The organism is Pseudomonas sp. Pc102 (genome assembly GCF_018408275.1).
GTDB lineage: Bacteria > Pseudomonadota > Gammaproteobacteria > Pseudomonadales > Pseudomonadaceae > Metapseudomonas > Metapseudomonas tohonis.
Genome location: NZ_AP021905.1, coordinates 3,797,757 through 3,824,724 on the forward strand (window position 1 = coordinate 3,797,757; position 26,968 = coordinate 3,824,724).

A 26,968-nucleotide genomic window follows, 5' to 3' on the forward strand; every position below is an offset into this window, starting at 1 on the left:
CGATCAATCCGGGAACCAGGCCGGAGCGAATTTCAAAGTCCCGCCCTCCCCGACCTGGCCCGCCAACGCGGGCCAGGCCTCCCCCTCAGAAGGTCAACGATCCCAGCCCCATGCCCGGATCACTGAAGCCCGCGCGGCCGTCTTCCATGCGCCCGCTGAAGCGGCGCAGGAAGCCTTCCACGCCTTGCGCGCGGACGCTGAAGTCGTACCAGTTGCCGCTGCTGCGCAGCGAGAAGCGCACTTCCCTGCGCTGGCCCGGCGGGACGGTGAGGGTCTGGCTTTCGCCCCGGTAGTAGACGTTGTCCTTGAGGGTCAGCTTCAGCGGCTGGCGGCCACGGTTGATCAGTTGCACCTGCAGCCTGCCGAGCGTGGGCTGGTAGTCGACGCGCACTTCCGGCAGCGGCGCCTTTCGGTCCGAGGCGTCGCGCCGCAGGTTGCCGCGGAATACCCGCAGGAAGCCGTTCGGGCCGTGCACTTCCAGGTGGTAGTCGCCGCTGGCGTCGCCCGGGAAGCTGTCATGCAGGCGTCGGTGCGCGCCCACCGTGTAGCGCTTCGGCGCGCTGACGCTGTCCAGCAGGTTGAACACCTGGAACACCGCACCGGCCTTGCCGGTGTTGGCGAAGGTCAGGCTCAGCGCCGCCTCGCCACTGCGGTAGCGCGCGTGCACGCCCAGTTCATAGGGCAGCGCCCGGGCACGGCGGATGCCCATCTCCTGCACGGGCATGGCGGCCACCGCCGGCGGCCTGGGTTTCGGCAGCTTGATCTGGCTGGCGACGATGGCGTCGGCCTGGCTGGTGTCCGGCAGCCCCGGGAACGACCCGTTGGGATGGGCGAAGTCGAAGGCCGAGGTCAGGTCGCCACACACGGCGCGGCGCCAGGGGCTGATGTTGGGCTCCATGACGCCGAAGCGCTGTTCGAGCAGGCGAATCACCGAGGTGTGGTCGAACACCTGGGAGTTGACCCAGCCGCCCTTGCTCCACGGCGAGATCACGTACATGGGCACGCGGGGGCCGAGGCCGTAGGGCTGGTTGCGGTAGCGGGTGTCGCCCAGGGTGTGCCATTCGAGGGTAGCGTCGGCGGTGGTCTTGCCGTGCAGCGTGCCGTCGGCGTTCAGGCTCGGCGCGGCAGGGGGTGCCATGTGGTCGAAGAAGCCGTCGTTCTCGTCGAACATCACCAGCAGCGCGGTCTTGCTCCACACCTCGGGGTTGGCGGTCAGCGCATCCAGCACCCAGGCGGTGTACTCGGCGCCCCAGATCGGGCTCGACGGGCCGGGGTGCTCGGAGTACTTGGCCGGCGCCACGATCCAGGACACCTGCGGCAGCGTATTGGCCAGCACGTCGCGCTTCAGCGCGTCCAGCTTCCAGGTGCTCAGGCCATTGACGATCAGCGGCGAGTCCGGCCCGGCCGCGCGGTACTGGCGGAAGCCGATCAGCGGGTTGTCGGAGAAGTTGTCCGCCATGTCCTGGTACACGCGCCAGCTGATGCCGGCGGCCTGCAGCCGTTCCGGATAGGTGGTCCAGGTGTAGCCCTCTTCCACCGGGCCTTCGCTGTCGTGGTCGTTGGTGGTCACCGGGCCGCCGTGCTGGCCGAGCGGGTCGTTGGTGCCGGTCCAGAGGAACAGGCGGTTGGGGTTGGTGCCGCCCTGGAACGAGCAGTGGTACGCATCGCAGATGGTGAAGGCATTGGCCAGGGCGAACTGGAAGGCGATGTCCTGCTCCTTGTAGTAGCCCAGGGAGCGCTCGGTCTTGGCCGGCAGCCACTTGTCCATGCGCCCCCCGTTCCAGGCCTGCTGGGCGTCGGGCCAGGTGTGCGGGGTGCCATCCACGCGCTGGGCGCTGGTGGTACGGGTGTCGAAGTGGTACGGCAGGATCTCGCCCTTGCTGCCCTTCTGGTGCCATACGCGCTGGCCGTCGGGCAGCGGGATCGCCATGCGGTCGCCGAAGCCGCGCACGCCCTTGAGCGTGCCGAAGTAATGATCGAACGAACGGTTCTCCTGCATCAGGATCACCACGTGCTCGATGTCCTTGAGGTTGCCGTGGCGGCGGTGCGCGGGGATCGCCAGCGCCGCCTGGATGCTGGCCGGCAGCATGCTGCTGGCGACGGTGGCACCCACCGTGCCGGCCGCCAGGCGGATGAAGCTTCTTCTGCTTTTCGAAATCATCGGGGAACTCACCAGGTCGTATGAGTGGCAAAAGGCTGCTGAGCGCTTCCATGACGCTGGCAGCGAGATGTTCGAACACAGGCGACGCTAGTAATGGAAAAAGACGCTTTGGTTTCAACACGCCTTGCAACAGCGATTCATGCCAACCCGATCACGTTTACAGGCCATGTTTTTGGTCTAGGCCAGCTTTCGCTTGACAGGTTCGGCCGATTGGAAAAGCCCAGGATAGAGCGGTTCCTGACATCGCCGTGCCAGTACGCAGCGCCGATTCCGAGTGGTACAGACCAACCTCGGAAAAGCGCATGACAGCCGCTCGGTGTGGCGGCGGTTGCAGGGTGGATGACGCGCCGCCCATCCATCATCGGAGCGCCACCCGGCACAGAGGGGTGGAGGTAAAAAGCGACCTCCACCCTACGCAAGAACCAGCCTCGCGCATCACATGGCACCGTTGGGCCCCGGGTGCACCGTGCAACGCAAAACGGGACGCATGGCGTCCCGTTGGTTGGCTGCGCGCCTGGGCTCAGGCCAGTTCGCGGCGCAGTTGCCGTGCCGCCGCCACCATGTTGACCAGGGCCGCTTCGGTCTCCGGCCAGGCGCGGGTCTTGAGGCCGCAGTCCGGGTTGACCCAGAGCCGCTCGACCGGCACGCGCCGGGCGGCCTTGCGCAGCAGCTTGATGATTTCGTCCGTGGTGGGCACGCGCGGCGAGTGGATGTCGTAGACGCCCGGGCCGATCTCGTTCGGGTAAGCGAATGCCTCGAAGGCCTCCAGCAGTTCCATGTCCGAGCGCGAGGTCTCGATGGTGATCACGTCCGCGTCCATGGCGGCGATGGATTCGATCACGTCGTTGAACTCGCTGTAACACATGTGGGTGTGGATCTGCGTCTCGTCGCGCACGCCGCTGGCGGTGAGGCGGAAGGCCTCGGTCGCCCAGTCCAGGTAGGGCTGCCACTGCGCCTTGCGCAGCGGCAAGCCCTCGCGGAAAGCGGCTTCGTCGATCTGCACCACCTTGATGCCGGCGGCCTCCAGGTCGACCACCTCGTCGCGGATCGCCAGGGCCAGTTGGCGGGCCTGCACCTCGCGGCTCACGTCCTCGCGGGGGAAGGACCACATCAGCATGGTCACCGGGCCGGTCAGCATGCCCTTCATGACCTTCTGCGTCAGGCCCTGGGCGTAGCGGATCCACTCCACGGTCATGGGCTTCGGACGGCTGAGGTCACCGACTATCACCGCCGGCTTCACGCAGCGGGAACCGTAGCTCTGCACCCAGCCGAAGCGGGTGAAGGCGTAGCCGTCCAGCTGCTCGGCGAAGTACTCGACCATGTCGTTGCGCTCGGCCTCGCCGTGCACCAGCACGTCCAGCCCCAGCTTCTCCTGTACGTCTACCGCATGGCGGATCTCACTGTGCATGGCCTCCGTGTACTCGGCCAGCGACAGCTTGCCCTGCTTGTACGACTGGCGTGCCAGGCGGATAGCGGAGGTCTGCGGGAAGGAGCCGATGGTGGTGGTCGGGAACGCCGGCAGATCCAGCAGCGTGCGCTGCTGGGCGATGCGCTTGGCGAAGCGCGAGGCACGCCGGGCGTCTTCCGGACGCAGGGCGGCGACGCGGGCCTGTACGGCGGGCTTGTGGATACGCGGCGAGGCGGCGCGGCTGGCCTGCACGGTACGGCTGGCTTCGCGGGCGGCGAGCACCTCGGGGTCTTCCGGCTCATCCAGGGCACGGGCCAGCACGGCCACTTCGGCGCATTTCTGCACGGCGAAGGCCAGCCAGCTCTTCAGCTCGGCATCCAGCTTGTCCTCACGCTCCAGGTCCACCGGGCTGTGCAGCAGCGAGCAGGACGGCGCGACCCAGAGACGATCGCCCAGGCGCTCGTGGGCATGCTGCAGCACCTCCAGGGCCTTCTCCAGGTCGCAGCGCCAGACGTTGCGGCCGTTGACCACGCCCAGGGAGAGGATCTTGTACGCCGGCAGGCGGTCGAGGATGGTCGGGTACTGCTCGGGAGCACGCACCAGGTCGATGTGCAGGCCATCCACCGGCAGGCCGGCAGCCAGGCCGAGGTTGTCTTCCAGGCCGCCGAAATAGGTGGCGACCAGCTTTTTCAGCGGCTCGCGCTGCAGCAGGTTGTAGACGCGCTCGAAGGCGTTCTTCCAATCCTGGGGCAGGTCCAGCACCAGGATCGGCTCGTCGATCTGCACCCACTCCACGCCCTTGGCGGCAAGGCGCTGGAAGATCTGGCCGTACAGCGGCAGCAGGCGCTCGACCAGCTCCAGCTTGTCGAAATCACCGCCCTTGGCCTTGCCCAGCCACAGGTAGCTCAGCGGGCCGATCACCACGGGCTTGACCTCGTGGCCCAGCGCCCTGGCTTCGTCCACTTCCTCGAACAGCTGCTCCCAGCTCAGCTCGAACTGCTGGTCGGCGGTGAACTCGGGGACCAGGTAGTGGTAGTTGGTGTCGAACCACTTGGTCATCTCCTGCGCATGGGCGCCGCCGCAGCAGCTGTCGCTGTGGCCGGTCGCCACGGACCCACGCGCCATGGCGAACAGGGTCTGCAGGGTGGGCTTGGCGTTGCCGTGACGGAAACGCTCGGGGATGACGCCGAAGGTCAGCGAGTGGGTCAGCACCTGGTCATACCAGGCGAAGTCGCCCACCGGTAGCAGTGCGATGCCGGCGTCCTTCTGCAGCTGCCAGTGCGCCGCGCGCAGCTCGCGGCCAACGGCGCGCAGGCCGGCCTCATCCAGTTCGCCCTTCCAGAAGGCTTCCTGGGCTTTCTTCAGCTCGCGGTCACGACCGATCCGTGGGAAGCCAAGCGTGTGTGCCAAGGCCATGGGTGTTCCTCCATCGAAAATGTATGGGGAATTCTCGGCGCCCGGCCGACATGAGACAAACTCAATTAATTCTTCATCAACACAAGTTTCTCTCATGTTTGCGCGTATCGGAAAACCCTGCTCACCCAGGGAAACGAATGTGCGGGGCGTCGCAATGCCGGGCCGGCGCTGCATCGCCGTCCCTCGCAACGCGGTATGTTCGGGCCAGCCCAGACGGCACGGGAATGGAGAGGAAACCATGAAGGAACTGGAAAGCTGCCCACGGTGCTCGGCACTCTTCCCGGCGCGCAAGGCGCTGGTTTCCAGCGGTGTGGGCGTCAGCCAGAACGCATTCGCCTCGCGGATGCAGGTGCGCTGCCCCGAGTGCTGGCACATCTTCACGGCACGCACGCTGCGCCTGTTCGGGTTCCTGCCACCCAAGGGCCTGCGCTGGGTGGTGCTGGGCCTGCTGGTGGCGTGCGTGGTGCTGGCGAAGGTATTGCCTCGCTGAACGTTCAGCGATTGACGCGTTGGATCATCCGATTGGCGTGGTCGGTCATGTCGCCTCCCCTGTCCTTGGGCACACTCGGGGTCACGGATTCTCGCCTAGGCTGAATCACCCGACCCCGCAGGAGAGCACGATGTCCAGAGGCGCCCCCATTCCCCGCAACCCCGAGAACGACTACACCCGCGAGCAGGCCACGCTGCGTCGTGACTTCATCAAGGAGCAGACCGGCGCCGCGCTGGACACGGTCGGCCAGTACGCCATCGACCCGGCCGTCACCCGCGGCAATATCGAGAACTTCATCGGCGTGGTGCAGATGCCCCTGGGGCTGGCCGGCCCGCTGCGCATAGAAGGCGAGCACGCGCGCGGCGATTTCTACATCCCCATGGCCACCACCGAAGGCACGCTGCTGGCCAGCTACAGCCGGGGCATGCGCGCCATCAGTGCCTCCGGCGGGGTGAAGACCACGGTGGTCAAGCACTCCATGCAGCGGGCCCCGGTGTTCTTCTTCGAGGATGCGCTGCAGGCCCGCGAGTTCGGCGTCTGGCTGGTGCGCGAGTTCGAGGCGATCAAGGCGGCGAGCGAAACCACCACCCGCAGCGGCAAGCTGTTCGAGATCGAGCAGTACCCGGTGGCCAACATGCTCTACACCCGCTTCTGCTACACCACGGGCGATGCCGCCGGGCAGAACATGACCAGCAAGGCCACCTACGCGGCCTGCGAATGGATCAAGGCCAACCACCCGTTGCAGCCGCGCTACATCCTTTCCGGCGCCATCGACACCGACAAGAAGCACTCGGCCATGAACATGATCCAGACCCGCGGCAAGCGGGTGATCGCCGAGTTCACCCTCAAGCGCGAGGTGGCCCACGAGCTGCTGCGCGTCGACCCCGCCAACCTCTACCGCTACCGGCAGATCGCCGCCGTGGGCGCCTTCCAGGCCGGCTCCGCGTACAGCGGCGCGCACTCGGCCAACGGGCTGGCGGCGATGTACATCGCCACCGGGCAGGATGCGGCCAACGTGGCCGAATCCCATGGCGGCATCACCTACGGGCAACTGCTGGAGAACGGCGACTACTACTGGTCGGTGACCCTGCCCGCCGTGATCTGCGCCACCCATGGCGGCGGCACCAACCTGCCGACCCAGCGGGAATGCCTGGAGCTGCTGGGCTGCCATGGCGCAGGCAAGGCGGACAAGCTGGCGGAGATCATCGCGGCCGTGGTGCTGGCGGGGGACGTATCCCTGACCTCGGCGATCCTGGCCGGCGACTGGGTCAGCAGTCACGAGGCGCTGGGGCGCAACCGCTGAAGATGCAGGCCCGGCGGACCGGCCGGGCCCGTCTCTGCCACGGGCTCAGGGATAGGCCCGCTCGAAGGCGCCGAGATCGCAGTTGACCACACCGTCGCCATTGCCATCACGCTGCCGGTCGAGGCCACGCTGGTCATGGCTGGCGCAGTTGCCGACACCGGCGTCGATGGCGGCGCTGTTGCGCCTCAGCGGGTGCACCAGGGCGCCGTTGTTGTCCTGCAGCGGGAACAGGTGGCGGGTGAAGGTCGTCTCGTCGGCGATATAGGTTTGCGCGACGCAGTTGCCGCCGTCCGTACCAAGCAGCAGGCCACGCACCCGCAAGTCCACGGCGCCCGGCTGGTTGCGGCAGTTGCGTGCGTCCTCGAACTCGCTGGAGCGGTTGCCGGCGATCAGGCTGTTGCGCAGCAGCACATCGCCCCGGTTGGTCAGCCCCCAGCCGTCGTTGCCGGCGATGGTGACGTGGACCAGCTCGGCGCGTGACTGCGCGGACAGCTCCGTGAGCCAGGGGTGGCCATTCTCGAAGGCGCCACGCTCGATGCTGCGGTTGCCGGAGAGGGTGCTGTTGGCCAGGCGCATCCACCCGGCGTTGGCGATGGCCGAACCAAAGCCGCTGCGCAGCACCTGGTTGCCCTGGAAGCTGGTGCGGGCGATGTCCGCCGTGCCCTGGTTGTAGAGCGCGCCGCCCATGCCCATCTCGCTGTAGTCCGATGCCCAGTTGGCGCTGAACAGGCTGTCGCGCACGGTGATCGCGCCCTCGTTGTAGAGTGCTCCGCCCAGGCCCGCGCCCTGGGCCTCCTCGCCCGCGTTGCGGTTGTCGCGGAAGGTCGTGCGCTGCACCTCGAGCACGCCGAAGTTGGCGATGGCCCCGCCGTTGCCGGCCAGCGCAGCGGGATAGGGCATGTAGACGGCGACGCGGTTGCCGACCAGCTCCACCTGGTACAGGTGCAACTGGCCACGGTTGAGCACGGCGCCCCCGTCGTAGATCTGGCGGCCGCCGGTGAGGGTCAGCCCGCGCAACTGCACCTGCGCGCCGGCGTGCACATGGAACAGCCGGTCCAGGCCCTGCCCGTCGAGGCGGGTCACGCCCACGCCCTTGCCGATCAGGCTCACCCGGCCATGGACATCGAAGTCGCCGATGGCGTTGGCATCTTCCTCCACCGGCCAGTTCAGGCCCGGGTCGGGGTTGGCCTTCTGCAACAGGTAGTTGCCGGCCTCCAGGCGGATGACGCTCTCCCCCGGCGCGGCGTTGGCGGCCGAGACGGCCTCGCGCAGCGAGCAGTGGGCGGGCGTGCACTGGCCATCGTCCTCGTCGGCGAAGGTGCTGACCCGCAGGTCCAGCGCATCGGCGACCAGGGGCGAGGCCAGGGAAAAGGTGAGCAGCAGGGTTCGGTGGCAATGGCCTGGCATGGGAAATTCCTCGTTCAGGAATCAGCGCTCGACAGCCCGGCTGAGGCCAACATCACTGTGGATTCAGGAGTACTGCGGTGGGTGCCGCTAGCAACAGACCTGCCGAACCCACGGAAGATTCCTGAAGACTGTCCCGCGCCCGCCGAACGCCCTGCTCAATGCGCCTGCAATCGCTCCAGCAGGTTCTGCAGCTCCGCCTCCGCCGCCTTGAGGGAGGCGTCCATGGCGATCTCCCAGGGGCGGCGCAAGGGTTCGAGGTCGCGCTCGGCGTCGACCTTCAGGCACCACTGGAAGTGGTCGTGCCAATCTCCCAGGGCGCCTTGCACGGCCTTGAGAGAGGCCGCGGCCTTGGGCGAAATCGGCGACAGGCTCGGGTAGGCCTCGTGGGCGTAGCGCATCCGCTTGATGAGGATGCGCAGTGCGTGGCGGTCGTAGGCAGGGTCCTGCAGGGCGGCGACCAGCAGGTCGCGCTGCTTCTTCAGGCGCTTGCGGATGAAGTCGCGCAGGGCCCGCAACTCACCCGCCCGCTGGGCATCGCGGAACGACTCCGGCCAGTCGTCCAGGCAGGCCATCAACCGGCGCATAGTGGGGCTGTCCTCGACCATCCGGTAGCCCTGCTCCAGGCGCTGGCGACGTGGTTGCGCCAGGTCGGGCAGCCCCTGTCGCTGCAGCTCGATGATCATCACCTCCAGATCGCGGATCGGCGTGGTCAGCCGCCCCACTTCGGCTGCCGCGGCGTCCAGCTCGCGCACCGAATCCAGGTTGCGGATGGGCCGCAGCAGGCTGCGCAGCCGTCGCAGGCCGATGCGCATGTCATGCAGCGCCTCGTCATCCGTGCGACAGAGCAGGCGCACGCAGCTGTGGTGGATCCCCAGTTCTATTCGAAGCACTTGCTCAACGATCGAGTCGACGAAGGACATCGGGCACTCCAGGGTGAGTCGTCAGTGGCCGGGCGTGGAGCCGGGCCTAGCATAAGAGCGCTGGTGCTGCGCCAGGAACATGGGATCGTCACGGCATTTTTCATCCCGGCGCAGGCATGCTGCGCCCCCTGCATGACGGTCATGCCTTCACGTGCAATATCCTGGCACCGAGCAGCACCAGCGGCAGGTGCCCCAGCGGCTCATCGCGGCTTTTCTTCCCGCTGGACATCCGGGCCCATCACCGGTTCGATGCCCCAGTCGCCCTGCTCGTGCCAAAGCTCCCCGAAGGTCTCGACGGGGTGCATGGTGCGGTCGGCGCCATTGCCGCACGCCAGGTCGCTCGCCGCGCAGTAGCGGTCACACCCCCAGCAGATGCGCTCGGGGTGCCTGGGATTCACGGGAAAGGGCTTGGCCATGTGGACGCTCGGGCCTGGTCTGGGGATGCCTCACGTTACCGCGCACGCACCGCAGCGCCTTGATCGCGATCAACGTCCCCATCAAGCGAAAACAGGCAGCCCGAACAACCGCTCGAGGCAGGACCGCTGCGCAGGGTGGAGGTCGCTTTTCACCTCCACCAGCGGTGCCGCCTCGGGCTCCGAAGGGTGGACGGATGGAGCGTCGTCCACCCGTCCCACTCGCGACGATGCCCGCGCAAATCAGGCAGGCTGCGAGCGCCTCAGCGCGCAAGCATCCTCTGCAACCCCAGCGCCACCAGGGCCGCGCCGGCGCTGCCGTTGATGCCCCGCTCCATACGCAGGTAGGACGCACGCAAGGCTGCAGAACCGAACACCTGGGCAAGCCCGATGTGCCAGCCGAGCGACAGCGCGCCGATGAGCAGGACGGTGACCGGGTAGAACCAGAGCGGCGCGGCAACCGGGAAGATGGCCGCGAAAGCGCTGGTCCAGAAGGCCGCGCCCTTGGGGTTGGTCACGCAGGTGAAGAGGCCCGTGCGAAAGGCCGCCACACCCGAGCCGTCAGGTTCGGGCTGCCGTACGCTCACCCGCCGCTGCGAAGGCCGGATGGCCGACCACAGCAGGCGGCCGCCGTACCAGACCAGGTAGGCCGCGCCCAGCAGGCGCACGCCGGACTCCAGCCAGGGATGTCGCGACAGCAGCGTCGCCACTCCGGCGACGGACACCACCACCCAGAACACCGAGCCGGTGGCGATGCCATAGGCGACATGGCGAGCATCGCGGTGGCGCTGGCTCAGGGCCATCTGGCTGAGGATGAAGAAGTTCGGCCCGGGGCTGGCGAGCACCGCCAGGTAGATGCCGCTGATCAGCAACAGGGAATAGGCGTAGGTCATGGTCTGGCAGGGCTTCTGGGGGACAGGGCGTGCTCGAACACTACCAACGGCCCCCTCGGCCCGATAGATACAGACGGGCATGATTTGCGGGATACAGGGCCAGGTGGCCGCGTACAAACGGCGCCACCCGCGATCAGCCCGCCGCGTGCCGGTCGAGGAAGCACTCGAAGCCCTTCTTCCACACCTTGAAGCGCACCCGGATGCCCTCGTGCAGCCAATGCAGCGTGTAGACGTTGGGGTGATCGTCCCGGTAGGTCGCCGCCACATCGAGCCTGTTCAGGTGCTTGCGAGCGGCTTCGAGGTCGAGTTCCGCATCGCCCACGGTGTAGATCTCGAACGCCTCGCGGCTGCCGTCCGAGAGCGATACGTAGTGACCGAAGCCGTCGAAGGAATAGGCGTCGATGCCCTTGAGCAGCGCGAACAGCTCCGTCAGCTCCACATCCAGCAACGAGGTGGCGCTCAACCGTTGCACGAAGGCATCCGGCTTGCCCTCCAGATCCTGCAGGTAGCGGCTGACGAGCGGCGCGAACGGCCCCTCCATGAAAGCCTTGTTGCGACCACTGAACCTGACCTTGCGGGCCTTGGTCGGGGCGATGCTGCCGAGCTGGATCTTGCTCGGCCGGCGGGCGAAGGCCACCGTCTCGCCCTCGTACTCGCCCAGCTCGAAGGTGGCGGAGAAGGTGCAGGTCTTCTCGTGATCGTCGGCGGTCATCGCCGTCAGCCCGGACGCGCCCTTGTAGAGGAACAGGCGCCCGTCCTCGGCCTGCATGCGCATCACGCAGAATCGCTCGAACAGCGATTCCTTCCACTCGTGGCCGAGCAGCGTGGCCTTCACAGTCACCCGCCCCTCGGGCAGGAACAGCTCGGCGCCCGCCTTCAGGGGCGGCTTGGGCATGAGCGCGGCACTGGCCTCGAAAGCCTTCTGCGACACCTTCTTCGGCCCGATGAAGTAATGCCTCTGGCCGCCTTCGTCACGCGACTCGCTCAGCACCGTGCGGGTCGCGCCGAGGTGGACCAGGCCCGGGACCAGCCAGAGCGGCGGGTCGATGCGCCCGGCGTAGCCCGCCACGACCAGCGTCGAATCCTCGCGCCCAAGGCGTTCGATATCGATGCCCTGCTGCGGATCGTGGTCGCCGACGGGCGCCAGCGCAGCAAGGCTGGCGGCCAGCTCGTGGCCATGGGCTTCGGCGGCGTGACTGATGGCTTCAAGCACTTGTTGTGCCTGTGCCTCATCGCTGAACTGCACGCGCAGGTTGATGGTGGTTTCGGACATGAACGGCACTGCCTCCTTGCGACCCCGGGCGGAAGTTGCCCGCGAAGGCACCTACGATAGCGCCTCGCCCTATCGCCCGGCTCGCCCGCACTGGCACATTGCCAACCCCAGCACAGAAAACCCGGCCAACCCCACCACCCGCCGGTCCTTCAGGCCACCGCCTTCTCCGCCCGCCTCTCCTCCTCCAGCTCACGCACCAGCGGCAGCACGTGCTGGCCGAAATACTCCACCTCCTCCTGGAAGTGCAGGAAGCCGGAGAGGATCAGGTCCACGCCCACCGACTTGAGCGCGACGATGCGTTCGGCGATCTGCCGGGGCGTACCGATAAGGTTGGTCTTGAAGCCGTCGTTGTACTGCACCAGGTCCTCGAAGCTGGACTTGGCCCAGTTGCCCTCGCGCTCGGGGCTGGCGGCGCCGGCGTTCTTCACCTCCGCACCGAAGGCGTTGACCGCCTCGGGGTTGGCCTTGTCGATGATTTCCTGCAACACCGCGCGTGCTTCTTCCTCGGTGTCGCGGGCGATGATGAAGGCGTTCACGCCGACCTTCACCGAGTGCCCGTTGGCCGCGGCCTTGGCGCGGATGTCGTCGACCTGGGCCTTGATGCCCTCGACGCTGTTGCCATTGGTGAAGTACCAGTCCGACACGCGCGAGGCCATGTCGCGGGCGGCTCGCGAGCTGCCGCCCTGGAATATCTCCGGGTGCGGTTGCTGCAGGGGCTTGGGCTTGAGGCTGTAGTTGCGGAAACGGTAGAAGTCGCCGTTGAAGGTGAAGTCGTCCTGGGTCCAGATGCCCTTCAGGGCGCGGATGAACTCCTCCGAGCGGCGGTAGCGCTCGTCGTGGTCCAGCCAGGGCTCGCCGATGGCGTGGAACTCGCCACGGAACCAGCCCGACACCACGTTGATGGCGATGCGGCCGCCGGTGAGGTGGTCGATGGTAGCCAGCTGCTTGGCCGCCAGCACGGGGTTCCAGGGGCCGGGCAGGATGGCGGCGATCACCTTGAGCCGCTCGGTGGCGGCCAGCAATGCGTGGCTGATGGCCACCGACTCGTGCTGGAACTCGGCGCCATAGCCGGCGGTGAAGCGGATCTGCGACAGGGCGTAGTCGAAGCCCGAGCGCTCGGCGATCTGCGCCAGCTTGCGGTTGTAGTCCACGTCCCAGCTGGTGCGCTGCTCGATGTTGCTGACCACCAGGCCGCCACTGACGTTGGGCACCCAGTAGGCGAAGCGGATCGGTTGTTGGCTCATCTCGGTGACTCCTCGGGTCCAGGGATTCAGGCGGCGTGCGCCGCGGCGCCGCGGAAGAAGGCGACGACGGGGTCCAGCGCGCGCTCGATGCGTTCGAGCTGGGCAGGGTCGGCGAGGCGGTGTTCGGTGAAGGCATCGACCGTGGCGTAGAGGCCGTAGGGCAAGGTGTGTGCCTGGAAGAAGGCGAACAGCGGGCGCAGCTGGTGGTCGATCACCAGGGCGTGGCGCTCGCCGCCGCCGGTGGCGGCCAGCAGCACCGGAACGCCCTTTAGCGCCTGGTAGTCCACGAGGTCGAAGAGGTGCTTGAACAGGCCGGTGTAGGAGGCGCGATAGACCGGGCTGCCGGCGATGATCAGGTCGGCCGTCTCGATGGCCTGCAGGTGCGGCAGCAGCGCCGGCGAGGCGGTGTCGCGCTCCAGCGAACCGGCGAGGGAACCCGCCAGGTCGGCGATGCGGACCCAGTGCAGCTCGACGTCCAGGCGCGCCTGCAAGCGCTCCGCCAGCGCCTCCAGCAGCCCATGGGTGCGCGATGGATTGCGCAGGCTGCCCGACACCACCACCACTTTTATCGTCCGACTCATTCCGACCTCTCGCCACGGCGAAGTGCATGTACACAGGTCAGAGCAGCAGTCGTGCCAACACGGAAATCACACGGAGATCAATCAGATAGGAAAAAACACCAACAGCTGCGCTGTTGGGTGGCTGGCAGGGATGCTGAACAGCTGTTGCACGGGCAACAGTTGTCGAGCGGCAAAGAAGTATCCCGAGCGTAGGGTCGAGGTCACTTTTACCTCCACCAGCGGGGCCACGCCGGACTCCGCATGGTGGACGGATGAAGCGTCGTCCACCCTTGTATCTCGACTAAATACCTCCACAGGGGTAATAGTCCCCGACTGATCATCGGGGGAGGGGCTGGAAGTCGTGTCCACCCTTAGGCCTCGAGCCTGCAACGTAGATAGTGCTCCGCCCCTCCACACTCACTCGAAAAATCCGAACGGTATCCAGAGCCTCGAGCTCGCATCTACAAGGTTGGGTCGGGTGCAGTGATGATCGCGTCTGAACGGATCGGAAGGAGTACTCATGCCCAGCGTCATCGGCCTCGACATCGCCAAACACACCTTTGACCTCGCCACCCTGCAGCCCAACGGCAAGTACCGCACCAAGGCCAAGCTGGCCAACGACAAAGCGGGTTTCGCCGTCTTGCGCGACTGGCTGAACAAGCACAGCGAACCCGGTGCCTGGGTCGTGATGGAGGCCACCGGCATCTACCATGAAGCCCTGGCCGAATGGCTGTTGGAGCACGGCTATCGGGTCTGTGTCCTCAACCCGGCGCAGATCGCCCACTACGCCCGTAGCCAGTTGCAGCGGGTGAAGACCGACAAGGTCGACGCCAAGCTGATTGCCGAATACGGCGAGCGCCATCAGGACAGTCTGCGTCCCTGGCAACCCGAGCCCCGTGCCGTGCGGCGCTTGAAAGCCCTGGTACGGCGCCTGGAGGACCTGCGCGAAATCGAGCAGATGGAGCGCAACCGCCTGGAAGTGGCCGATGCCAGCGTCCAGGCCTCGATCCAGTCGGTGCTGGAACATGTCGGGCAGGAGATCGAAGAGACCCTCAAGGCGATCGACGACCACATCGACAACGACCCGGATCTGCGCGGCAAGCGCGACCTGCTGACCAGCATCGACGGGATCGCCGACAAGACCGCTGCCCTGCTCCTGGCGGAGCTGGGCGACCCACTGCGCTTCGCCAACAGCCGCGCCGTCACCGCCTTTGCCGGGCTCAATCCGCGGCTGCAGGAATCCGGGAACCACCGGGGACAAACGCGCATCTCCAAGACGGGCTCATCGCGCCTGCGGGCCGGCCTGTTCATGCCCGCGATCAGCGCCCTGACGTACAACGAGGCGATCAGGGCCCTGAGCGAACGGTTGAGGGCGAAGGGCAAGACCGGCAAGCAGATCGTCTGCGCAGCGATGCGCAAGCTGCTGAGCATCGCCTACGGCGTCTTGAAATCAGGCCGGCCATTTGACGCAAAACTGGCCCTTGCTCACTAGGAATCAAGACGGTATCTACCCGTCACCATCCGCACCGGCGCATCCGGAGGCGTAGGGTGGAGGTCGTTTTTCACCTCCACCAGCGGGGCCGCTCCGGGCCGTGAATGGTGGGTGGACGGTCATGCCGTGGGGCCGGCGTCTTCCACGCGACGATGCACCCAGCGGTACAGCGCCGGCAGCACCAGCAGGGTCAGCGCGGTGGACGAGAGGATGCCGCCGATCACCACCGTCGCCAGCGGGCGCTGCACCTCGGCACCGGTTCCGGTGGCCAGGGCCATGGGCACGAAGCCGAGGGAAGCCACCAGCGCGGTCATCAGTACCGGGCGCAGGCGCGTCAGCGCCCCTTCGATCACGGCGTCGTGCAGCGAGCGGCCTTCCTCGCGCAGGCTGCGGATGAAGGCGATCATCACCAGCCCGTTGAGCACCGCCACGCCGGACAGGGCGATGAAACCGACCCCCGCCGAGATCGACAGCGGGATGTCGCGCAGCCACAGCGCCAGCACGCCGCCAGTGAGCGCGAAGGGAATCCCGGTGAACACCAGCAGCCCGTCACGCAGGTTGTTGAACATCATGAACAGCAGGGCGAAGACCAGCAGCAGCGCCACCGGCACCACGATCTGCAAGCGCCTGGCCGCCGACTGCAGCTGCTCGAACTGGCCGCCCCAGGTGGTCCAGTAGCCGGCGGGCACCTTCACGTCCCGAGCCAGGCGCTCGGTGGCCTCCGCCACGAAGGAGCCGATATCGCGCCCTCGCACGTTGGCGCTGACCACCACCAGGCGCTTGCCGTTCTCGCGGCTGACCTGGTTGGGGCCGAGCACCAGTTCGAGGCGGGCGACGTCGGCCAGGGTGATGAAGGCGATGCGCTCCGAGGCGCCGCCCGGCAGTGGCGGCACGGGTATGAGCAGGCGCGAGAGCCCGTCGATATCGGTTCGCAACGAATCGGAAAGGCGCACCACCATGTCGAAGCGGCGGTCGCCCTCGAACACTGTCCCCGCCCGCTGGCCGCCCACCGCCACGGCGATGGTGTCCTGCACATCGCCAACGTTGAGGCCGTAGCGCGCGGCCTTGTCACGGTCGATGTCGATGGTCAGCACCGGCAGGCCCGAGGTCTGCTCCACCTTGACCTCGGAGGCGCCGTCGACGCCTTCCAGGGCCTCGGCTATCTCGCCGGCGGTGCGGTTGAGCACCGCCATGTCGTCGCCGAACACCTTCACCGCCACGTCGCTGCGCACCCCGGAGATCAGCTCGTTGAAGCGCAGCTGGATGGGCTGCGACAGCTCGTAGGCACTGCCCGGCACGGCCGCGCTGATGCGCTGCAGGTCGGCGATGAGCGCCTCGCGGCTCTTGCCCGGGTAGGGCCATTGCTCCTTCGGCTTGAGCATCACGTAGGCGTCGGAGATGTTCGGCGGCATCGGGTCGGAGGCGATCTCAGCCGTGCCGGTGCGGGCGAATACCCGCTCGACCTCCGGCATCTGCTCGACCAGCGCCTTCTCCAGGCGCGCCTGCATGTCCACCGACTGCGTCAGGCTGGTGCCCGGCACCCGCAGCGCCTGCAGGGCAAAGTCGCCCTCGCTGAGGCTGGGCACGAACTCGCTGCCCATGCGAGCAGCCAACAGGCCGGACATCAGCACCAGCACCAGGGCGCAGCCGAACACCAGCGCGCGATGACCCATGACCCAGCCCAGCACCGGCTCGTAACCCCGGCGCGCCAGGCGCATGACGAGGTTCTCCTCCTCCCTGACCTTGCCGGTGACGAACAGCGCGATGGCCGCCGGCACGAAGGTCACCGAGAGAATCATCGCCCCCAGCAGGGCGGTGACCACGGTAAAAGCCATGGGGTGGAACATTTTCCCCTCCACCCCGGTGAGGGCGAAGATCGGCAGGTACACGACCATGATGATCAGTTGCCCGAAGATCAGCGCCCGACGCGCCTCCCTGGACGCGGCGAACACCTCGTGCAGGCGTTCGGAGCGGGTGAGCATGCGCCCATGGTGCTGCTGGGCATGGGCCAGGCGGCGGATGGCGTTCTCGACGATCACCACGGCGCCGTCGACGATGATGCCGAAGTCCAGCGCGCCCAGGCTCATGAGGTTGGCACTGACCTTGTTGGTGAACATGCCGGTGAAGGTGAACAGCATCGACAGCGGGATCACCATCGCGGTGATCAGCGCCGCGCGGATGTTGCCGAGGAACAGGAAGAGGATGGTCACCACCAGGATGGCGCCCTCGATGAGGTTCTTCTTCACCGTGGCGATGGCCTTGTCCACCAGCTGGGTGCGGTCGTACACCGGCACCGCGACCACGCCCTCGGGGAGGGAGCGGTTGATCTCCTCCAGGCGCGCCGCCACTGCGCGGGCCACGCCGCGGCTGTTCTCGCCGATGAGCATGAACACGGTGCCCAGCACCACCTCGCGGCCGTTCTCGGTGGCCGCGCCGGTGCGCAGCTCGCGCCCGATGCCCACCTCGGCGACATGGCTGATGCGGATGGGCGTGCCGTCGACGTTGGCGATGACGATGTTGGCGATGTCGCGGGCATCGCCCACCTGCCCCGGCGCACGCACCAGCAACTGCTCGCCGTTGCGCTCGATGAAGCCGGCGCCGACGTTGGCGTTGTTGCGCTCCATGGCGGTGATCAGGTCCACCAGGGTCAGCCCATAGGCGGCCAGGCGCTTGGGGTCGGGCGCCACCTGGAACTCCTTGGCGTAGCCGCCGATGGTATTGATCTCCGCCACGCCGGGCACGTTGCGCAGCTGCGGCTTGATGATCCAGTCCTGGATCACCCGCAGGTCCGTCGGCGTGTAGGCCGTGCCGTCTTCCTTCAGCGCGCCGGCCTCGGCCTCCACCGTCCACAGGAAGATCTCGCCGAGGCCGGTGGAGATCGGCCCCATAACCGCTTCGGCGCCCTCGGGCAACTGCTCACGCGCCACCTGCAGGCGCTCGTTGACCAGTTGCCGGGCGAAGTACAGGTCGGTGCCGTCCGCGAAGATCACGGTGACCTGGGAAAAGCCCGAACGGGACAGCGAACGGGTCTGCTTCAGGTGCGGCAGGCCGGCCATGGCCGTCTCGATGGGAAAGGTGATGCGCTGCTCGGTCTCCAGCGGCGAGAAACCGGCGGCGCCAGTGTTGATCTGCACCTGCACGTTGGTGATGTCGGGCACCGCGTCTATGGGTAGTTTCTGGTAGCTGGCGACGCCGAGGCCGGCCATCGCCAGGACCATCAGCAGCACGATGATGCGCTGCTCGATGGCGAACTGGATGATGCGTTCGAACATGTCGTGGTCTCGTCGTGGTGGTCAGTGGGCGTGGTCGGCGGAGCCCTTGCCGAGCTCGGACTTGAGGATGAAGCTGCCCTCGGCGGCCACCGCGATACCGGCGGCCAGGCCCTGCGTCACCTCGACGACGCCGTCGCTGCTGGCGCCGAGGGTCACGGGTTGCGGGACGAAGCCTTCGTCGACCCGCACGAACACGGTGGGTTTGTCCTCGACGCTCTGCACCGCCTGCTGCGGGACGGTGACGGCCGCCTGGCGCGACTCGGTGGCCAGCTCCACGGTGACGAACAGCCCCGGTCGCCAGGCGCCCTCGGGGTTCTTCAACACGGCGCGCGCCGTGGCGGTGCGGGTCTGCTCGCCCAGCAGGTTGCCGATGTAGGAGACCTGGCCGAGCACCTCGCTGCCGAGCTCCGGCGAGATGACCTTCACCGCGCGTCCCACCCGCGCGTCCTTCAGGTCGCCAGCGGACAGGCTGAAGGTGGCCCACACCTGGGTGAGGTCCGACAGGGTGAAGGCGTTGCTCGCCTCGCTCACCACCTCGCCGGGCACCAGGTGCTTCTCCACCACCGTGCCGTCGAAATGTGCGCGCAGCTCATAGCGATTGCCCCGCGCCTGGCGTCCCGCCCCGCCCAGCGCCTCCAGCTTCTGCCGCGCGTTGCCCAGGGCGATCTCCGCCTCCTGCAGCGCCTGGCGCGCCTGGAGGAAATCCTGCTCGGCGGAGATGCCCTCCTTCCACAATTGCCGCTCGCGCTGGAGGGTAGTGCGGGCAAGCTCTTCGCGACGCTCGGCCGCCGCCAGTTCGCTGCGCTGCTCGGAGACCTGCGAACTGGCTATCACCGCCAGCAACTGGCCCTTCTTCACACGCTCGCCGAGGCTCACCGCCACGCGCTCAACCACCCCCGAGATGCGCGGCACCACGTGAGCGGTGCGGTCCTCGTCGAAGCGGATCTCGCCCGGCAGCTTGACCCGGTTTTCCAGGCTCCGCGCCTGCGCCGTGGCCAGGCGGATGCCGGCGGCCGCGACCTGCTCATCGCCCAGCTCCAGCACCCCCTCCTCCCTGGCATAGTCGACACGGGTCGTGCGGCCGTCGTGGCGGACCTGCAACGTAGCGGCGAAGTGATGCGGCTCGGCGATGCCCGAAGAGCTGACGAAGGCGCCGTCACGCGGGGTGAACATCAGGGTGTCTACCTCCCCCGACACCCGCCGCACCTCCAGGCTGGCCTGGATTCGCGAGTCGGCAGCGATGGGCCGTCCGGCTCGGGACAGGTAGAGGGACATCGGCACGCTGCCGTCCGCGCTTTCCGGCGCCACCAGTTCGACGTCGAGGTCGTCCAGGCTGAACAGCTGGCCGCCATTGGGGCCGCGCAGGGAGGGCCTCGACTCCGCGCGCCCCTCCTCGCCATGCCTTTCTCCTGCGTGGCCGACAGGCGCGTTGCCGGGCTCCTCGGCCTCGCTGCCGGGCATGAAGACGACTGCGCCGGCAGACACACCGATACCTGTGGCGAAGGCGATCGCCAGGGCCAATTTCCTGCTCATGGATACTCCCGAAATGAAGGGCTGGTGCCCGCGCTCAGCGGTACGGGCAAGGGATTGGTTGGGGGCGTGGGCGATCAGGTGCCCGGGCGGTCGATGCGCGAGACATCCCCGTAGATTCGTTCCAGGCTCACCCAGGCTGCGGTCGCCGACGCCAGTGCCTGCACGTAGCCGCTGCGTGCCTGGATCAGCGTGCGTTGCGCGTCGAGCACATCGAGGAAGGCGAACTTGCCCATCTCGAAGCCGCGCGCAGTGCTGTCCACCGCGCGGCTGGCCGCGGGCAGGAGGGCGCTCTGGAAGGCCTCGACCTCGGCGCTGGCGGCCTGCCACTGGCCCAGCGCCTGCTGCACCGCGCCACGCAGGCGCAGTTCGGCGGCGTTGCGCTGGTCACGCGCCTGGTCGGCCCGGCGCGCGGCCGCCAGTACATTGCCCTGATTGCGGTCGAACAGCGGGATGGGCATCGACAGCCCCACCACGTTCACCCGCTCGCGATCCTCCGCGCTGTACTGGCTGCCCAGGCTGATGTTCAGGTCGGGTATGCGCCGGCGCTTCTCCAGGCTGAAGGCGGCGTCCTGCTGATCGATCAACCGCTGCGCCAGACGCAGTTCGGCGCTGCCCGGCAGCGCGCCCATCAGGCCGGAGGCGTCCGGCATGCGCGGGAGCTCGGCGGCGTCCCCCACTGGCTTCAAGGCTGCGCTCGCATCGCCGCCAAGGGCCACCTGCAGTTGCACCTGGGCGCTGGCGCGCTCCTGGGTGGCACGGCGCAGTTCGAGGCCGACTTCGGCGAGTTGCACCTGGGCGCGGGTCAGTTCGATGGGCGACACCTTGCCAGCCCGCACCCGCCCCTCGGCGATGACCACGCCACGCTTGGCCAGGGCCTGCGATTGCTCGGCCAGAGAAACCCGCATATCCGCCTGCAAGGCGCCATAGAAGGCCTGGATGACCTCGGCGCGGAGTTCGTTGCGCGCGCGCTCGACTTCGACACCGGCGGCGTCGATGCCCCGCTCGGCCAGCGCGGTCCGGGCGCCGCGCTTGCCGCCTAGCTCGATGGGCTGGCTGATCTGCACGGTGGTGGTGCGAGTGTCACTGCGCGTGTCTTCCATCTCCCATGAGAGTTCCGGGTTGGGCAGCAGCGACGCCTGCTCGCGCTCGCCCCGGGCGATGTCGACCGACCACCCGGCGGCTGCCAGCGCAGGGTTGTTCGCCCGCGCCCGCTCCAATGCCTCGGCCAGGGTCAGCGCAGGGGGCGAGGCCAGCGCCTCCCCCAGGGAAAGGCCCAGTGTGATGACGAGAACCGTTGCGGATCGCCGGAGTCCGGCCAGTGGTTGATCGATGAATGACACGAGTCGCTCCCGCTAGTACGACATGAAATGACGCCAGCCTCATTCACCAGGAAATGAAGTCCGGACCGGCAATGAGCGGGAAATCTAGTGGGCCACCCTTATCGTCAAGGTGACTGCAGAATTACAAATATGTAATCAACGCACGCTTAGCGGTATACCTGAATTAACATGCCGCCGGCCCCAATAAGTAACCTTGAACTCGACAAGGTTCGTAACAAATGAAGTTGAAACTTTCCGAGCATCGCAGCCTGAAGATCCAGCGCAACTCCCTCGGCACCGCGACAGCTTGTCGCACCCATGCCGGCCGCACCAGGCGGGCATTGACCCTGTAGCCGCTACAGGCTTTAACCTCCGCGAAAAATTAATCGAGCCGGCGCATCGCCAGGCATCGGACTTCATACAAGCCACGTGCTTGAAACTATTCAATGCCTAACTTCCAGGTAACTTGACCATGCGAATCCTGATTATCGAGGACGAGCCGAAAACAGCCGAATATCTTCATCAGGGACTCAGTGAAAGTGGCTATGTAACGGATAAGGCCGCCACCGGTATCGATGGCCTGCACCTGGTCCGGCAACATGCCTACGACCTGGTGATACTGGATGTGAACCTGCCCGAAATCGACGGCTGGGGCGTGCTGGAAAACATCCGCCGCACCAGCAGCACCCGCGTCATGATGCTCACTGCCCGGGGCCGCCTGGCGGACAAGGTCCGGGGCCTCGACCTGGGCGCCGACGACTACCTGGTCAAGCCATTCGAGTTCCCCGAGCTGCTGGCCCGGGTCCGCTCGCTACTGCGCAGGGCGGAGCAGGTGCCGATCCCGGACACCCTCAGGGTTTCCGACCTGGAGCTGGACCCCGGCCGGCACCGCGCCTTCCGTGGCGATCAGCGCATCGACCTGACCACCAAGGAGTTCGCCCTTTTGCACCTGCTGATGCGCCGCTCGGGCGAGGTGCTGTCGCGCACACAGATCATCTCGCTGGTCTGGGACATGAACTTCGACTGCGACACCAATGTGGTGGAGGTGTCGATCCGCCGCCTGCGGGCGAAGATCGACGACCCCTTCGACAACAAGCTGATCCACACCCTGCGCGGCGTCGGCTATGTGCTCGAGGAGCGCCCATGAAGCCCGCCAGCCTGTCGCTGCGCCTGGGCATCTCGGTGGCGATCATGGGAGCCGCGCTGGTGATCCTGCTGGCGGCGCTGGCCTATTTCGCGCTGCTCCACGAACTGTCGTCCCTCGCCCGCGAGGGCCTGCGGGACAAGCTCCAGCAGATCGAGCATCGCCTCGACGAAGACGCCATCACCCCCACCGACCTGCTCGGCAAGCCCCACGGCCTGCTCGACCTGGTGCTCGGCCACGACAACCTGCAACTGGCCATCTACCAGGCCGGTAGCAACGGCCGCCTGCTGCTGGATATCAGCAGCCGCGCCCGGCCCATCGGCCCGCTGGACGCGATGCCGGAGCGCATCAGCTACCACGAGAGCCGCGACGACTTCGGCCACGACACCCTGACCGCAGCCACCCGGCTGCGCCTGGAAGACGGCACGCCGGCCATCGTCCAGCTGACCATGGACCGCACCGCCGACGCGGTGCTGCTCACCGCCTACCTGCGCTCGACACTCTATGCCCTGCCCTTGCTGCTGCTGGTGATCGGCATGGGCGCCTGGTGGATCGTCCAGCGCGGGCTGCGGCCGCTGCAGCAGTTCCGCAAGGTCGCCTCGCTGGTCTCGACCCAGGACCTTACCCACCGCATCCCCGTCGAGCGGCTGCCCCAGGAGCTGGCTGACCTCGCCCAGGGCATCAACTTCATGCTGCACCGCCTCGACGGCGGCGTGCAGCAGCTCTCGCAGTTCTCCGACGACCTCGCCCACGAGCTGCGCTCGCCCATCACCAACCTGATGGCCCGGGCCCAGGTGACCCTCTCGCGGGAGCGGCCGCCGGAGGAATACAAGGAGGTGCTGGAGTGCTGTACCGAGGAGCTCACCCGGGTCACGCGCATCGTCACCGACATGCTGTTCCTGGCCAACGTCAGCCACCCTGCCGCGCTGGTGCCCTTCGAGACCATCCACCTGGAGGACGAGGCGCGGCGCGTGGCCGACCTGTTCGCCCACACGGCGGAAGAGCGGCGCGTCGAGATCGTCGTGGCCGGCAGCGGCACCACAGCCGGCGATCGGCTGATGATCCAGCGCGCGATATCCAACCTGCTGTCAAACGCCATCCGCCACAGCCCGGCGGGCAGCCAGGTCTCGGTGGTCATCGAGCGGCACCCGGACAAGGTCTCGCTGGCGGTGGGCAACCCCGGCATCGGCATCCCCGCCCAGCACCTGCCGCACCTCTTCGAACGCTTCTACCGGGTGGACACCGGCCGCTCCCGCGCGGAAGGCGGCACCGGCCTCGGCCTGGCCATCGTGCGCTCGATCATGAGCCTGCACCACGGCAGCGTCGAAGCCAGCAGCCTGCCCGGCAGCTTCACATTGTTCCGCTTGGTGTTTCCCGCCTGAATCGATGGGCGCTCGAGGCCCGGCCCAACACTCCGCCGTTGGGCCTCTGCGCTCGGCACCAACCTGCGGCACAAGGTTTGTAGGATGGGTCGGACGGCGTTCCGCGAGCGGAGCGAAACCCATGCTGCCCGGTGCCACACCGCAACCCCGCATGGTGGAGGTAAAGAGCGACCTCCACCCTACACCCGGCCCATCTCCGTGCCCGCAATCCAGCACGGCACCGTAGGAGCGAGCTCTGCTCGCGAAGCTGTGGCTGGTGGCATCTGTGGGAGCGAATTCATTCGCGATGGAATACCCGGCCACTGGTAGCCATGTGCCGGCGGTGGGTCTTTCGCGGCTGGTGCCGCTCCCACAAGTAACATTCGGAGCGAGGCCGGACATCGCTGCGTTGGGCCTCGCTGCGCTCGGCGCCAACCTGCGGCGCCGCGCCAACAAAAGTCCCGTGCATAAAAAAGGCGCCCATCGGGGCGCCCAAGGATTCACCTCTTCCAAAGGAGCATCACTGCTTCAAAGGTGAATTGAGTGGAAGTATGCGAAAGCGAAAATGACGGGACCGTGGTCGGCGAATTACAAATCCGTCATCTTCGCCAAGACCGCTACAGCACGCTGAGCGGGTATTCGACGATGAGGCGGAACTCGTCCAGGTCCGACTCGAACTGGGTGGCGCGGGTGTTGGCCTGGCGGATGCGGAAGGACATGTCCTTGAGCGAGCCGCTCTGCACCACGTACTTCGCCTCGATATCACGCTCCCAGCGCTTCTGGTCAGTGAGCGGGTCACCGTTGGCGTCGCGGCGCATGTACACCGCGTTGGCGTTGGAATAATCGGCGTCGGTGCCCTTGCCGTAGCGGGTCATGAACGACAGCCCGGGGATGCCGTAGGCGGCCATGTCGAGGTCGTAGCGCACCATCCACGAACGCTCCTTCGGGGAGTTGAAGTCCGAGTACTGGATGGAGTTGTCGAGGTAGATGGAGTCCGACTGGCGCAGGTAGTCGAAGTCGTCGTTGCCGTTGTTGCGCTGGTGGGTCAGCGCGACGGTGTGGGCACCGAAACGCACGCCGACCTTGCCGCTCCAGATGGTGTTGTCGAACTCGCCGAGCTGCTTGCTGCCCTCGTCCACCGCCTTGTAGAGGTTCAAGCCGCCGATCAGCGCGAGCTCGTCGCTGAGCGGGTAGCTCAGCGAGGTGCCGACGTAGTACTGGTCCCAGACATCCTTGAGGCGGGCGCTGTAGGCGCTGAGGCTGACGTGGTCGTTGAGCACGTAGTCGCCGCCGAAGTAGCCGACCCAGGGCGAATCCACGCTACCGGCGTAGAAGGTGGCGAAGTTGTCGCGCATGTTGCTGGAGACCGGCTGGCTCATCGAATGCAGCCGGCCGCCCTGCAGGGTCAGGCCGTCGATGCTGGTGTTGGCGAGGGTGAAGCCACGGAAGGATTCCGGCAGCAGGCGCGAATCGCCGTACTGCACCACCGGCGTGACGGGGAAGACGTCACCCACCCTGACCACGGTGTCGAAGGCCTGGACCTTGGCCGCCCCGCCCACCTTGGTGTACTCGTCCCGCGCGTCACCGGCGCTGTCCACGGGCAGCACGTCGAAGGAGCTGCGCGCTCCGTTGCGGCCGCCACCGGTGTCCAGCTTCAGGCCGAGCATGGCGAAGGCGTCCACGCCGAAACCGACGGTGCCCCGGGTGAAACCGGACTCGAACCTGCCGATCACCGCGTGGGCCCAGGTTTCGGAGTAGCCCGCACCGCCGGCGCCATCCTCGCCGTTGCGGTTGTCGCGGTTGAAGTAGAAGTTGCGGTTGAGGACGCTGAGGCTGCTGCCCTCGATGAAGCCTTCCTTCTGCTCCTCGGCATGAGCGAGCGGGCTGACCCCGAGAACGGCGGAAACGACGGCAAGCGACAGCTTGGCTTTTCTGTTCATCTATTGCTCCTGGCCAATGGCAGTTCTTATTGATCTGGGCGGGCGCCTGGAATTGTTCGAATGAATGCGACCGCGCCATATCGTCACCGCCGGGAGCTAACGCCAGGATGATCGGAACATTACAATTCTGAAAGGCCGAGCCCCGCGCAGCCCTTCAAGACCGGGGCCTGCGCCGGGTGCCGCGAAGATTGCAGCAATGTAATTCGCGGCTCATGCCCCTGTTAGTTTCACCTCCGTAGCATCAGGCCCACTTCGCATCGCAACGCTCCCTCAACAGACATGCGAACCCAAAGAGGCCTGCCCATGAAGAAGACCCACTACGCACTCATCGCCCTGCTGGCATTCGGCAGCGCGCCCGCCTTCGCCAAGGGCGACGGGTACGACCGCTCCTACCAGTTCAACCAGAAGGTCCGCGAGGACCAGCAACGCCTCTGGGGCAAGAAGAACCCCGAGGTGGCGGACGCCGGCCAGCAACCGGCCAAGCGCAGCGAGCCGCCGGCAAGCGCCGACGAGAAGAAACGCAACGGCGGCTGATCCCTCTGCCCACAAAAAAGCGCCCCTCGGGGCACTTTTTCGTGGCGTGGCGGCCCTGCTCAGAAGCGCGAACCGGGCCGGCGCTTCGACAGCTCCTGGACCATCGCACTGGCGATCACCGCCGTGGGCAGCAGGGTCTGCGGGGCGCCGGGGCCCCTCAATCGATAGCCGCGAACCTCGGTGGAGCCGTCCTGCCGCACCGCGACCCACTGCACCACGCTGAACTCGCCCTTGGTGAAAACCGTTGCCCCTGAGTGTTCCATCATGCGTTCCGTTGCTGAAATCAGAACGGTCGAGCCTAGCCCCTGGAGCCCGCAGCGCAAGTCGGCGGTGATGGAACACCGGGTCGATGACGCTTGACCCTGGAGTCGCTACAGCCTTCATCCTCAGGCCCGAACACACCCCGAGGAACGATGATGGACCGTCTGGAAAAACGCATTCCCCCCGTGCTGGCCACCCTGGTCTGCGCCCTGCTCATGGCCCTGCTGGCGTACCTGCTGCCCCCGGTGGAGATTGCCTGGGCCTGGAGGCTCGGGGCCGCGCTGGCGTTGGCGGCGCTGGGCGCGGGCGTGTGCCTGGCCGGGGTGGCGTCCTTCCGGCGGGCCCATACCACGGTCAACCCACTGGTGCCGGAGCAGGCCTCGTCGCTGGTGCAGGCCGGCATCTACCGCCACACGCGCAACCCCATGTACCTGGGTTTAGCCACCCTGCTCGTCGCCTGGGCGGCACTGCTGGGCGCACCGCTGGCCCTGCTCGCGGTGGCGGGGTTCGTGCTGTACCTCGACCGTTTCCAGATCGTCCCCGAGGAACGGGCGCTGGCCGGGCTGTTCGGCGCCGACTACACCCGCTACCGGGAGCGGGTGCGGCGCTGGGTCTGAGCGGGGC

21 protein-coding genes are annotated in these 26,968 nt (G+C 67.1%); 7 read left to right on the forward strand and 14 right to left on the reverse strand.

Annotated elements, in window-relative coordinates; genetic code table 11:
* Window positions 1-85: 85 nt before the first annotated feature.
* Both PHLH3_RS17350 and metE read right to left on the reverse strand, forming a co-directional pair.
* A complete protein-coding gene (locus PHLH3_RS17350; RefSeq protein ID WP_213625111.1) occupies window positions 86-2,161 on the reverse strand; it encodes a phospholipase C, phosphocholine-specific in 2,076 nt (691 codons plus the stop codon).
* A 520-nt stretch (window positions 2,162-2,681) separates the two neighbouring features.
* Window positions 2,682-4,985: a 5-methyltetrahydropteroyltriglutamate--homocysteine S-methyltransferase gene (gene metE / locus PHLH3_RS17355; protein ID WP_213625112.1), complete on the reverse strand. Its 2,304-nt coding sequence runs from the start codon at window positions 4,983-4,985 to the stop codon at window positions 2,682-2,684.
* A 238-nt stretch (window positions 4,986-5,223) separates the two neighbouring features.
* Here metE and PHLH3_RS17360 point away from each other — a divergent pair, with 238 nt between their 5' ends.
* A complete protein-coding gene (locus PHLH3_RS17360) occupies window positions 5,224-5,475 on the forward strand; it encodes a hypothetical protein (RefSeq protein WP_213625113.1) in 252 nt (83 codons plus the stop codon).
* A 130-nt stretch (window positions 5,476-5,605) separates the two neighbouring features.
* Window positions 5,606-6,778, forward strand: a complete 1,173-nt coding sequence (locus PHLH3_RS17365) for a hydroxymethylglutaryl-CoA reductase (RefSeq protein ID WP_213625114.1) — start codon at window positions 5,606-5,608, stop codon at window positions 6,776-6,778.
* Window positions 6,779-6,823: 45 nt separating this feature from the next.
* Here PHLH3_RS17365 and PHLH3_RS17370 read toward each other — a convergent pair whose 3' ends face one another.
* The 7 genes from PHLH3_RS17370 to msuE all read right to left on the reverse strand — a co-directional run bounded on the left by PHLH3_RS17370 (window position 6,824) and on the right by msuE (window position 13,509).
* Complete coding sequence (locus tag PHLH3_RS17370) at window positions 6,824-8,185, reverse strand: CSLREA domain-containing protein (protein ID WP_213625115.1); 1,362 nt, start codon at window positions 8,183-8,185, stop codon at window positions 6,824-6,826.
* 155 nt (window positions 8,186-8,340) lie between these two features.
* On the reverse strand, window positions 8,341-9,105 hold the full coding sequence (locus tag PHLH3_RS17375) for a CHAD domain-containing protein (RefSeq protein ID WP_213625116.1): 765 nt from the start codon (window positions 9,103-9,105) through the stop codon (window positions 8,341-8,343).
* Between the two features lie 200 nt (window positions 9,106-9,305).
* Complete coding sequence (locus tag PHLH3_RS17380) at window positions 9,306-9,521, reverse strand: DUF3079 domain-containing protein (RefSeq protein ID WP_213625117.1); 216 nt, start codon at window positions 9,519-9,521, stop codon at window positions 9,306-9,308.
* A 260-nt stretch (window positions 9,522-9,781) separates the two neighbouring features.
* On the reverse strand, window positions 9,782-10,411 hold the full coding sequence (locus tag PHLH3_RS17385) for a LysE family transporter (protein WP_213625118.1): 630 nt from the start codon (window positions 10,409-10,411) through the stop codon (window positions 9,782-9,784).
* Between the two features lie 133 nt (window positions 10,412-10,544).
* Window positions 10,545-11,684 (reverse strand): hypothetical protein, encoded by a 1,140-nt coding sequence (locus tag PHLH3_RS17390; RefSeq protein WP_213625119.1) that lies wholly within the window; start codon window positions 11,682-11,684, stop codon window positions 10,545-10,547.
* A 149-nt stretch (window positions 11,685-11,833) separates the two neighbouring features.
* The gene (gene sfnG, locus PHLH3_RS17395; RefSeq protein ID WP_213625120.1) at window positions 11,834-12,928 is read right to left on the reverse strand and encodes a dimethylsulfone monooxygenase SfnG; all 1,095 of its coding nucleotides are present in this window, start codon (window positions 12,926-12,928) and stop codon (window positions 11,834-11,836) included.
* A 26-nt stretch (window positions 12,929-12,954) separates the two neighbouring features.
* Window positions 12,955-13,509, reverse strand: a complete 555-nt coding sequence (gene msuE, locus PHLH3_RS17400; protein ID WP_213625121.1) for an FMN reductase — start codon at window positions 13,507-13,509, stop codon at window positions 12,955-12,957.
* Between the two features lie 499 nt (window positions 13,510-14,008).
* Here msuE and PHLH3_RS17405 point away from each other — a divergent pair, with 499 nt between their 5' ends.
* Window positions 14,009-14,980, forward strand: coding sequence for an IS110 family transposase (locus PHLH3_RS17405; protein WP_213624885.1), 972 nt, complete (start codon window positions 14,009-14,011; stop codon window positions 14,978-14,980).
* Between the two features lie 119 nt (window positions 14,981-15,099).
* On the opposite strand, the gene PHLH3_RS17410 is transcribed toward PHLH3_RS17405, so the two are convergent.
* The 3 genes from PHLH3_RS17410 to PHLH3_RS17420 form a co-directional block, all read right to left on the reverse strand.
* Window positions 15,100-18,252, reverse strand: coding sequence for a CusA/CzcA family heavy metal efflux RND transporter (locus PHLH3_RS17410; protein ID WP_213625122.1), 3,153 nt, complete (start codon window positions 18,250-18,252; stop codon window positions 15,100-15,102).
* A gap of 21 nt (window positions 18,253-18,273) precedes the next feature.
* On the reverse strand, window positions 18,274-19,527 hold the full coding sequence (locus tag PHLH3_RS17415) for an efflux RND transporter periplasmic adaptor subunit (protein WP_213630600.1): 1,254 nt from the start codon (window positions 19,525-19,527) through the stop codon (window positions 18,274-18,276).
* 332 nt (window positions 19,528-19,859) lie between these two features.
* Window positions 19,860-21,068 (reverse strand): TolC family protein, encoded by a 1,209-nt coding sequence (locus PHLH3_RS17420; protein WP_244863077.1) that lies wholly within the window; start codon window positions 21,066-21,068, stop codon window positions 19,860-19,862.
* A gap of 508 nt (window positions 21,069-21,576) precedes the next feature.
* Between PHLH3_RS17420 and PHLH3_RS17425 the strand changes: the two genes are divergently transcribed.
* Window positions 21,577-22,251, forward strand: a complete 675-nt coding sequence (locus PHLH3_RS17425) for a heavy metal response regulator transcription factor (protein WP_213625124.1) — start codon at window positions 21,577-21,579, stop codon at window positions 22,249-22,251.
* Window positions 22,248-23,630 (forward strand): heavy metal sensor histidine kinase, encoded by a 1,383-nt coding sequence (locus PHLH3_RS17430; protein ID WP_213625125.1) that lies wholly within the window; start codon window positions 22,248-22,250, stop codon window positions 23,628-23,630. Before PHLH3_RS17425 ends, PHLH3_RS17430 begins: the two co-directional genes overlap by 4 nt.
* A gap of 596 nt (window positions 23,631-24,226) precedes the next feature.
* On the opposite strand, the gene PHLH3_RS17435 is transcribed toward PHLH3_RS17430, so the two are convergent.
* The gene (locus tag PHLH3_RS17435; RefSeq protein ID WP_213625126.1) at window positions 24,227-25,549 is read right to left on the reverse strand and encodes an OprD family porin; all 1,323 of its coding nucleotides are present in this window, start codon (window positions 25,547-25,549) and stop codon (window positions 24,227-24,229) included.
* Window positions 25,550-25,852: 303 nt separating this feature from the next.
* On the opposite strand from PHLH3_RS17435, the gene PHLH3_RS17440 reads away from it, so the two are divergent.
* Window positions 25,853-26,083, forward strand: coding sequence for a hypothetical protein (locus tag PHLH3_RS17440; protein WP_213625127.1), 231 nt, complete (start codon window positions 25,853-25,855; stop codon window positions 26,081-26,083).
* A gap of 59 nt (window positions 26,084-26,142) precedes the next feature.
* Here the strand turns inward: PHLH3_RS17440 and PHLH3_RS17445 are convergent, their stop codons facing one another.
* Window positions 26,143-26,349, reverse strand: coding sequence for a hypothetical protein (locus PHLH3_RS17445; protein ID WP_173180306.1), 207 nt, complete (start codon window positions 26,347-26,349; stop codon window positions 26,143-26,145).
* Between the two features lie 150 nt (window positions 26,350-26,499).
* On the opposite strand from PHLH3_RS17445, the gene PHLH3_RS17450 reads away from it, so the two are divergent.
* On the forward strand, window positions 26,500-26,961 hold the full coding sequence (locus tag PHLH3_RS17450; RefSeq protein WP_213625128.1) for an isoprenylcysteine carboxylmethyltransferase family protein: 462 nt from the start codon (window positions 26,500-26,502) through the stop codon (window positions 26,959-26,961).
* Window positions 26,962-26,968: the final 7 nt, after the last annotated feature.

Coding starts and splice junctions, on each gene's coding strand:
- PHLH3_RS17370 (WP_213625115.1), bottom strand. CDS start 8,185: ATGCCAGGCCATTGCCACCGAACCCTGCTGCTCACCTTTTCCCTGGCC.
- PHLH3_RS17365 (WP_213625114.1), top strand. CDS start 5,606: ATGTCCAGAGGCGCCCCCATTCCCCGCAACCCCGAGAACGACTACACC.
- PHLH3_RS17450 (WP_213625128.1), top strand. CDS start 26,500: ATGGACCGTCTGGAAAAACGCATTCCCCCCGTGCTGGCCACCCTGGTC.
- PHLH3_RS17445 (WP_173180306.1), bottom strand. CDS start 26,349: ATGATGGAACACTCAGGGGCAACGGTTTTCACCAAGGGCGAGTTCAGC.
- msuE (WP_213625121.1), bottom strand. CDS start 13,509: ATGAGTCGGACGATAAAAGTGGTGGTGGTGTCGGGCAGCCTGCGCAAT.
- PHLH3_RS17410 (WP_213625122.1), bottom strand. CDS start 18,252: ATGTTCGAACGCATCATCCAGTTCGCCATCGAGCAGCGCATCATCGTG.
- sfnG (WP_213625120.1), bottom strand. CDS start 12,928: ATGAGCCAACAACCGATCCGCTTCGCCTACTGGGTGCCCAACGTCAGT.
- PHLH3_RS17405 (WP_213624885.1), top strand. CDS start 14,009: ATGCCCAGCGTCATCGGCCTCGACATCGCCAAACACACCTTTGACCTC.
- PHLH3_RS17375 (WP_213625116.1), bottom strand. CDS start 9,105: ATGTCCTTCGTCGACTCGATCGTTGAGCAAGTGCTTCGAATAGAACTG.
- PHLH3_RS17435 (WP_213625126.1), bottom strand. CDS start 25,549: ATGAACAGAAAAGCCAAGCTGTCGCTTGCCGTCGTTTCCGCCGTTCTC.
- PHLH3_RS17385 (WP_213625118.1), bottom strand. CDS start 10,411: ATGACCTACGCCTATTCCCTGTTGCTGATCAGCGGCATCTACCTGGCG.
- PHLH3_RS17415 (WP_213630600.1), bottom strand. CDS start 19,527: ATGTCCCTCTACCTGTCCCGAGCCGGACGGCCCATCGCTGCCGACTCG.
- PHLH3_RS17440 (WP_213625127.1), top strand. CDS start 25,853: ATGAAGAAGACCCACTACGCACTCATCGCCCTGCTGGCATTCGGCAGC.
- metE (WP_213625112.1), bottom strand. CDS start 4,985: ATGGCCTTGGCACACACGCTTGGCTTCCCACGGATCGGTCGTGACCGC.
- PHLH3_RS17350 (WP_213625111.1), bottom strand. CDS start 2,161: ATGATTTCGAAAAGCAGAAGAAGCTTCATCCGCCTGGCGGCCGGCACG.
- PHLH3_RS17430 (WP_213625125.1), top strand. CDS start 22,248: ATGAAGCCCGCCAGCCTGTCGCTGCGCCTGGGCATCTCGGTGGCGATC.
- PHLH3_RS17390 (WP_213625119.1), bottom strand. CDS start 11,684: ATGTCCGAAACCACCATCAACCTGCGCGTGCAGTTCAGCGATGAGGCA.
- PHLH3_RS17380 (WP_213625117.1), bottom strand. CDS start 9,521: ATGGCCAAGCCCTTTCCCGTGAATCCCAGGCACCCCGAGCGCATCTGC.
- PHLH3_RS17425 (WP_213625124.1), top strand. CDS start 21,577: ATGCGAATCCTGATTATCGAGGACGAGCCGAAAACAGCCGAATATCTT.
- PHLH3_RS17360 (WP_213625113.1), top strand. CDS start 5,224: ATGAAGGAACTGGAAAGCTGCCCACGGTGCTCGGCACTCTTCCCGGCG.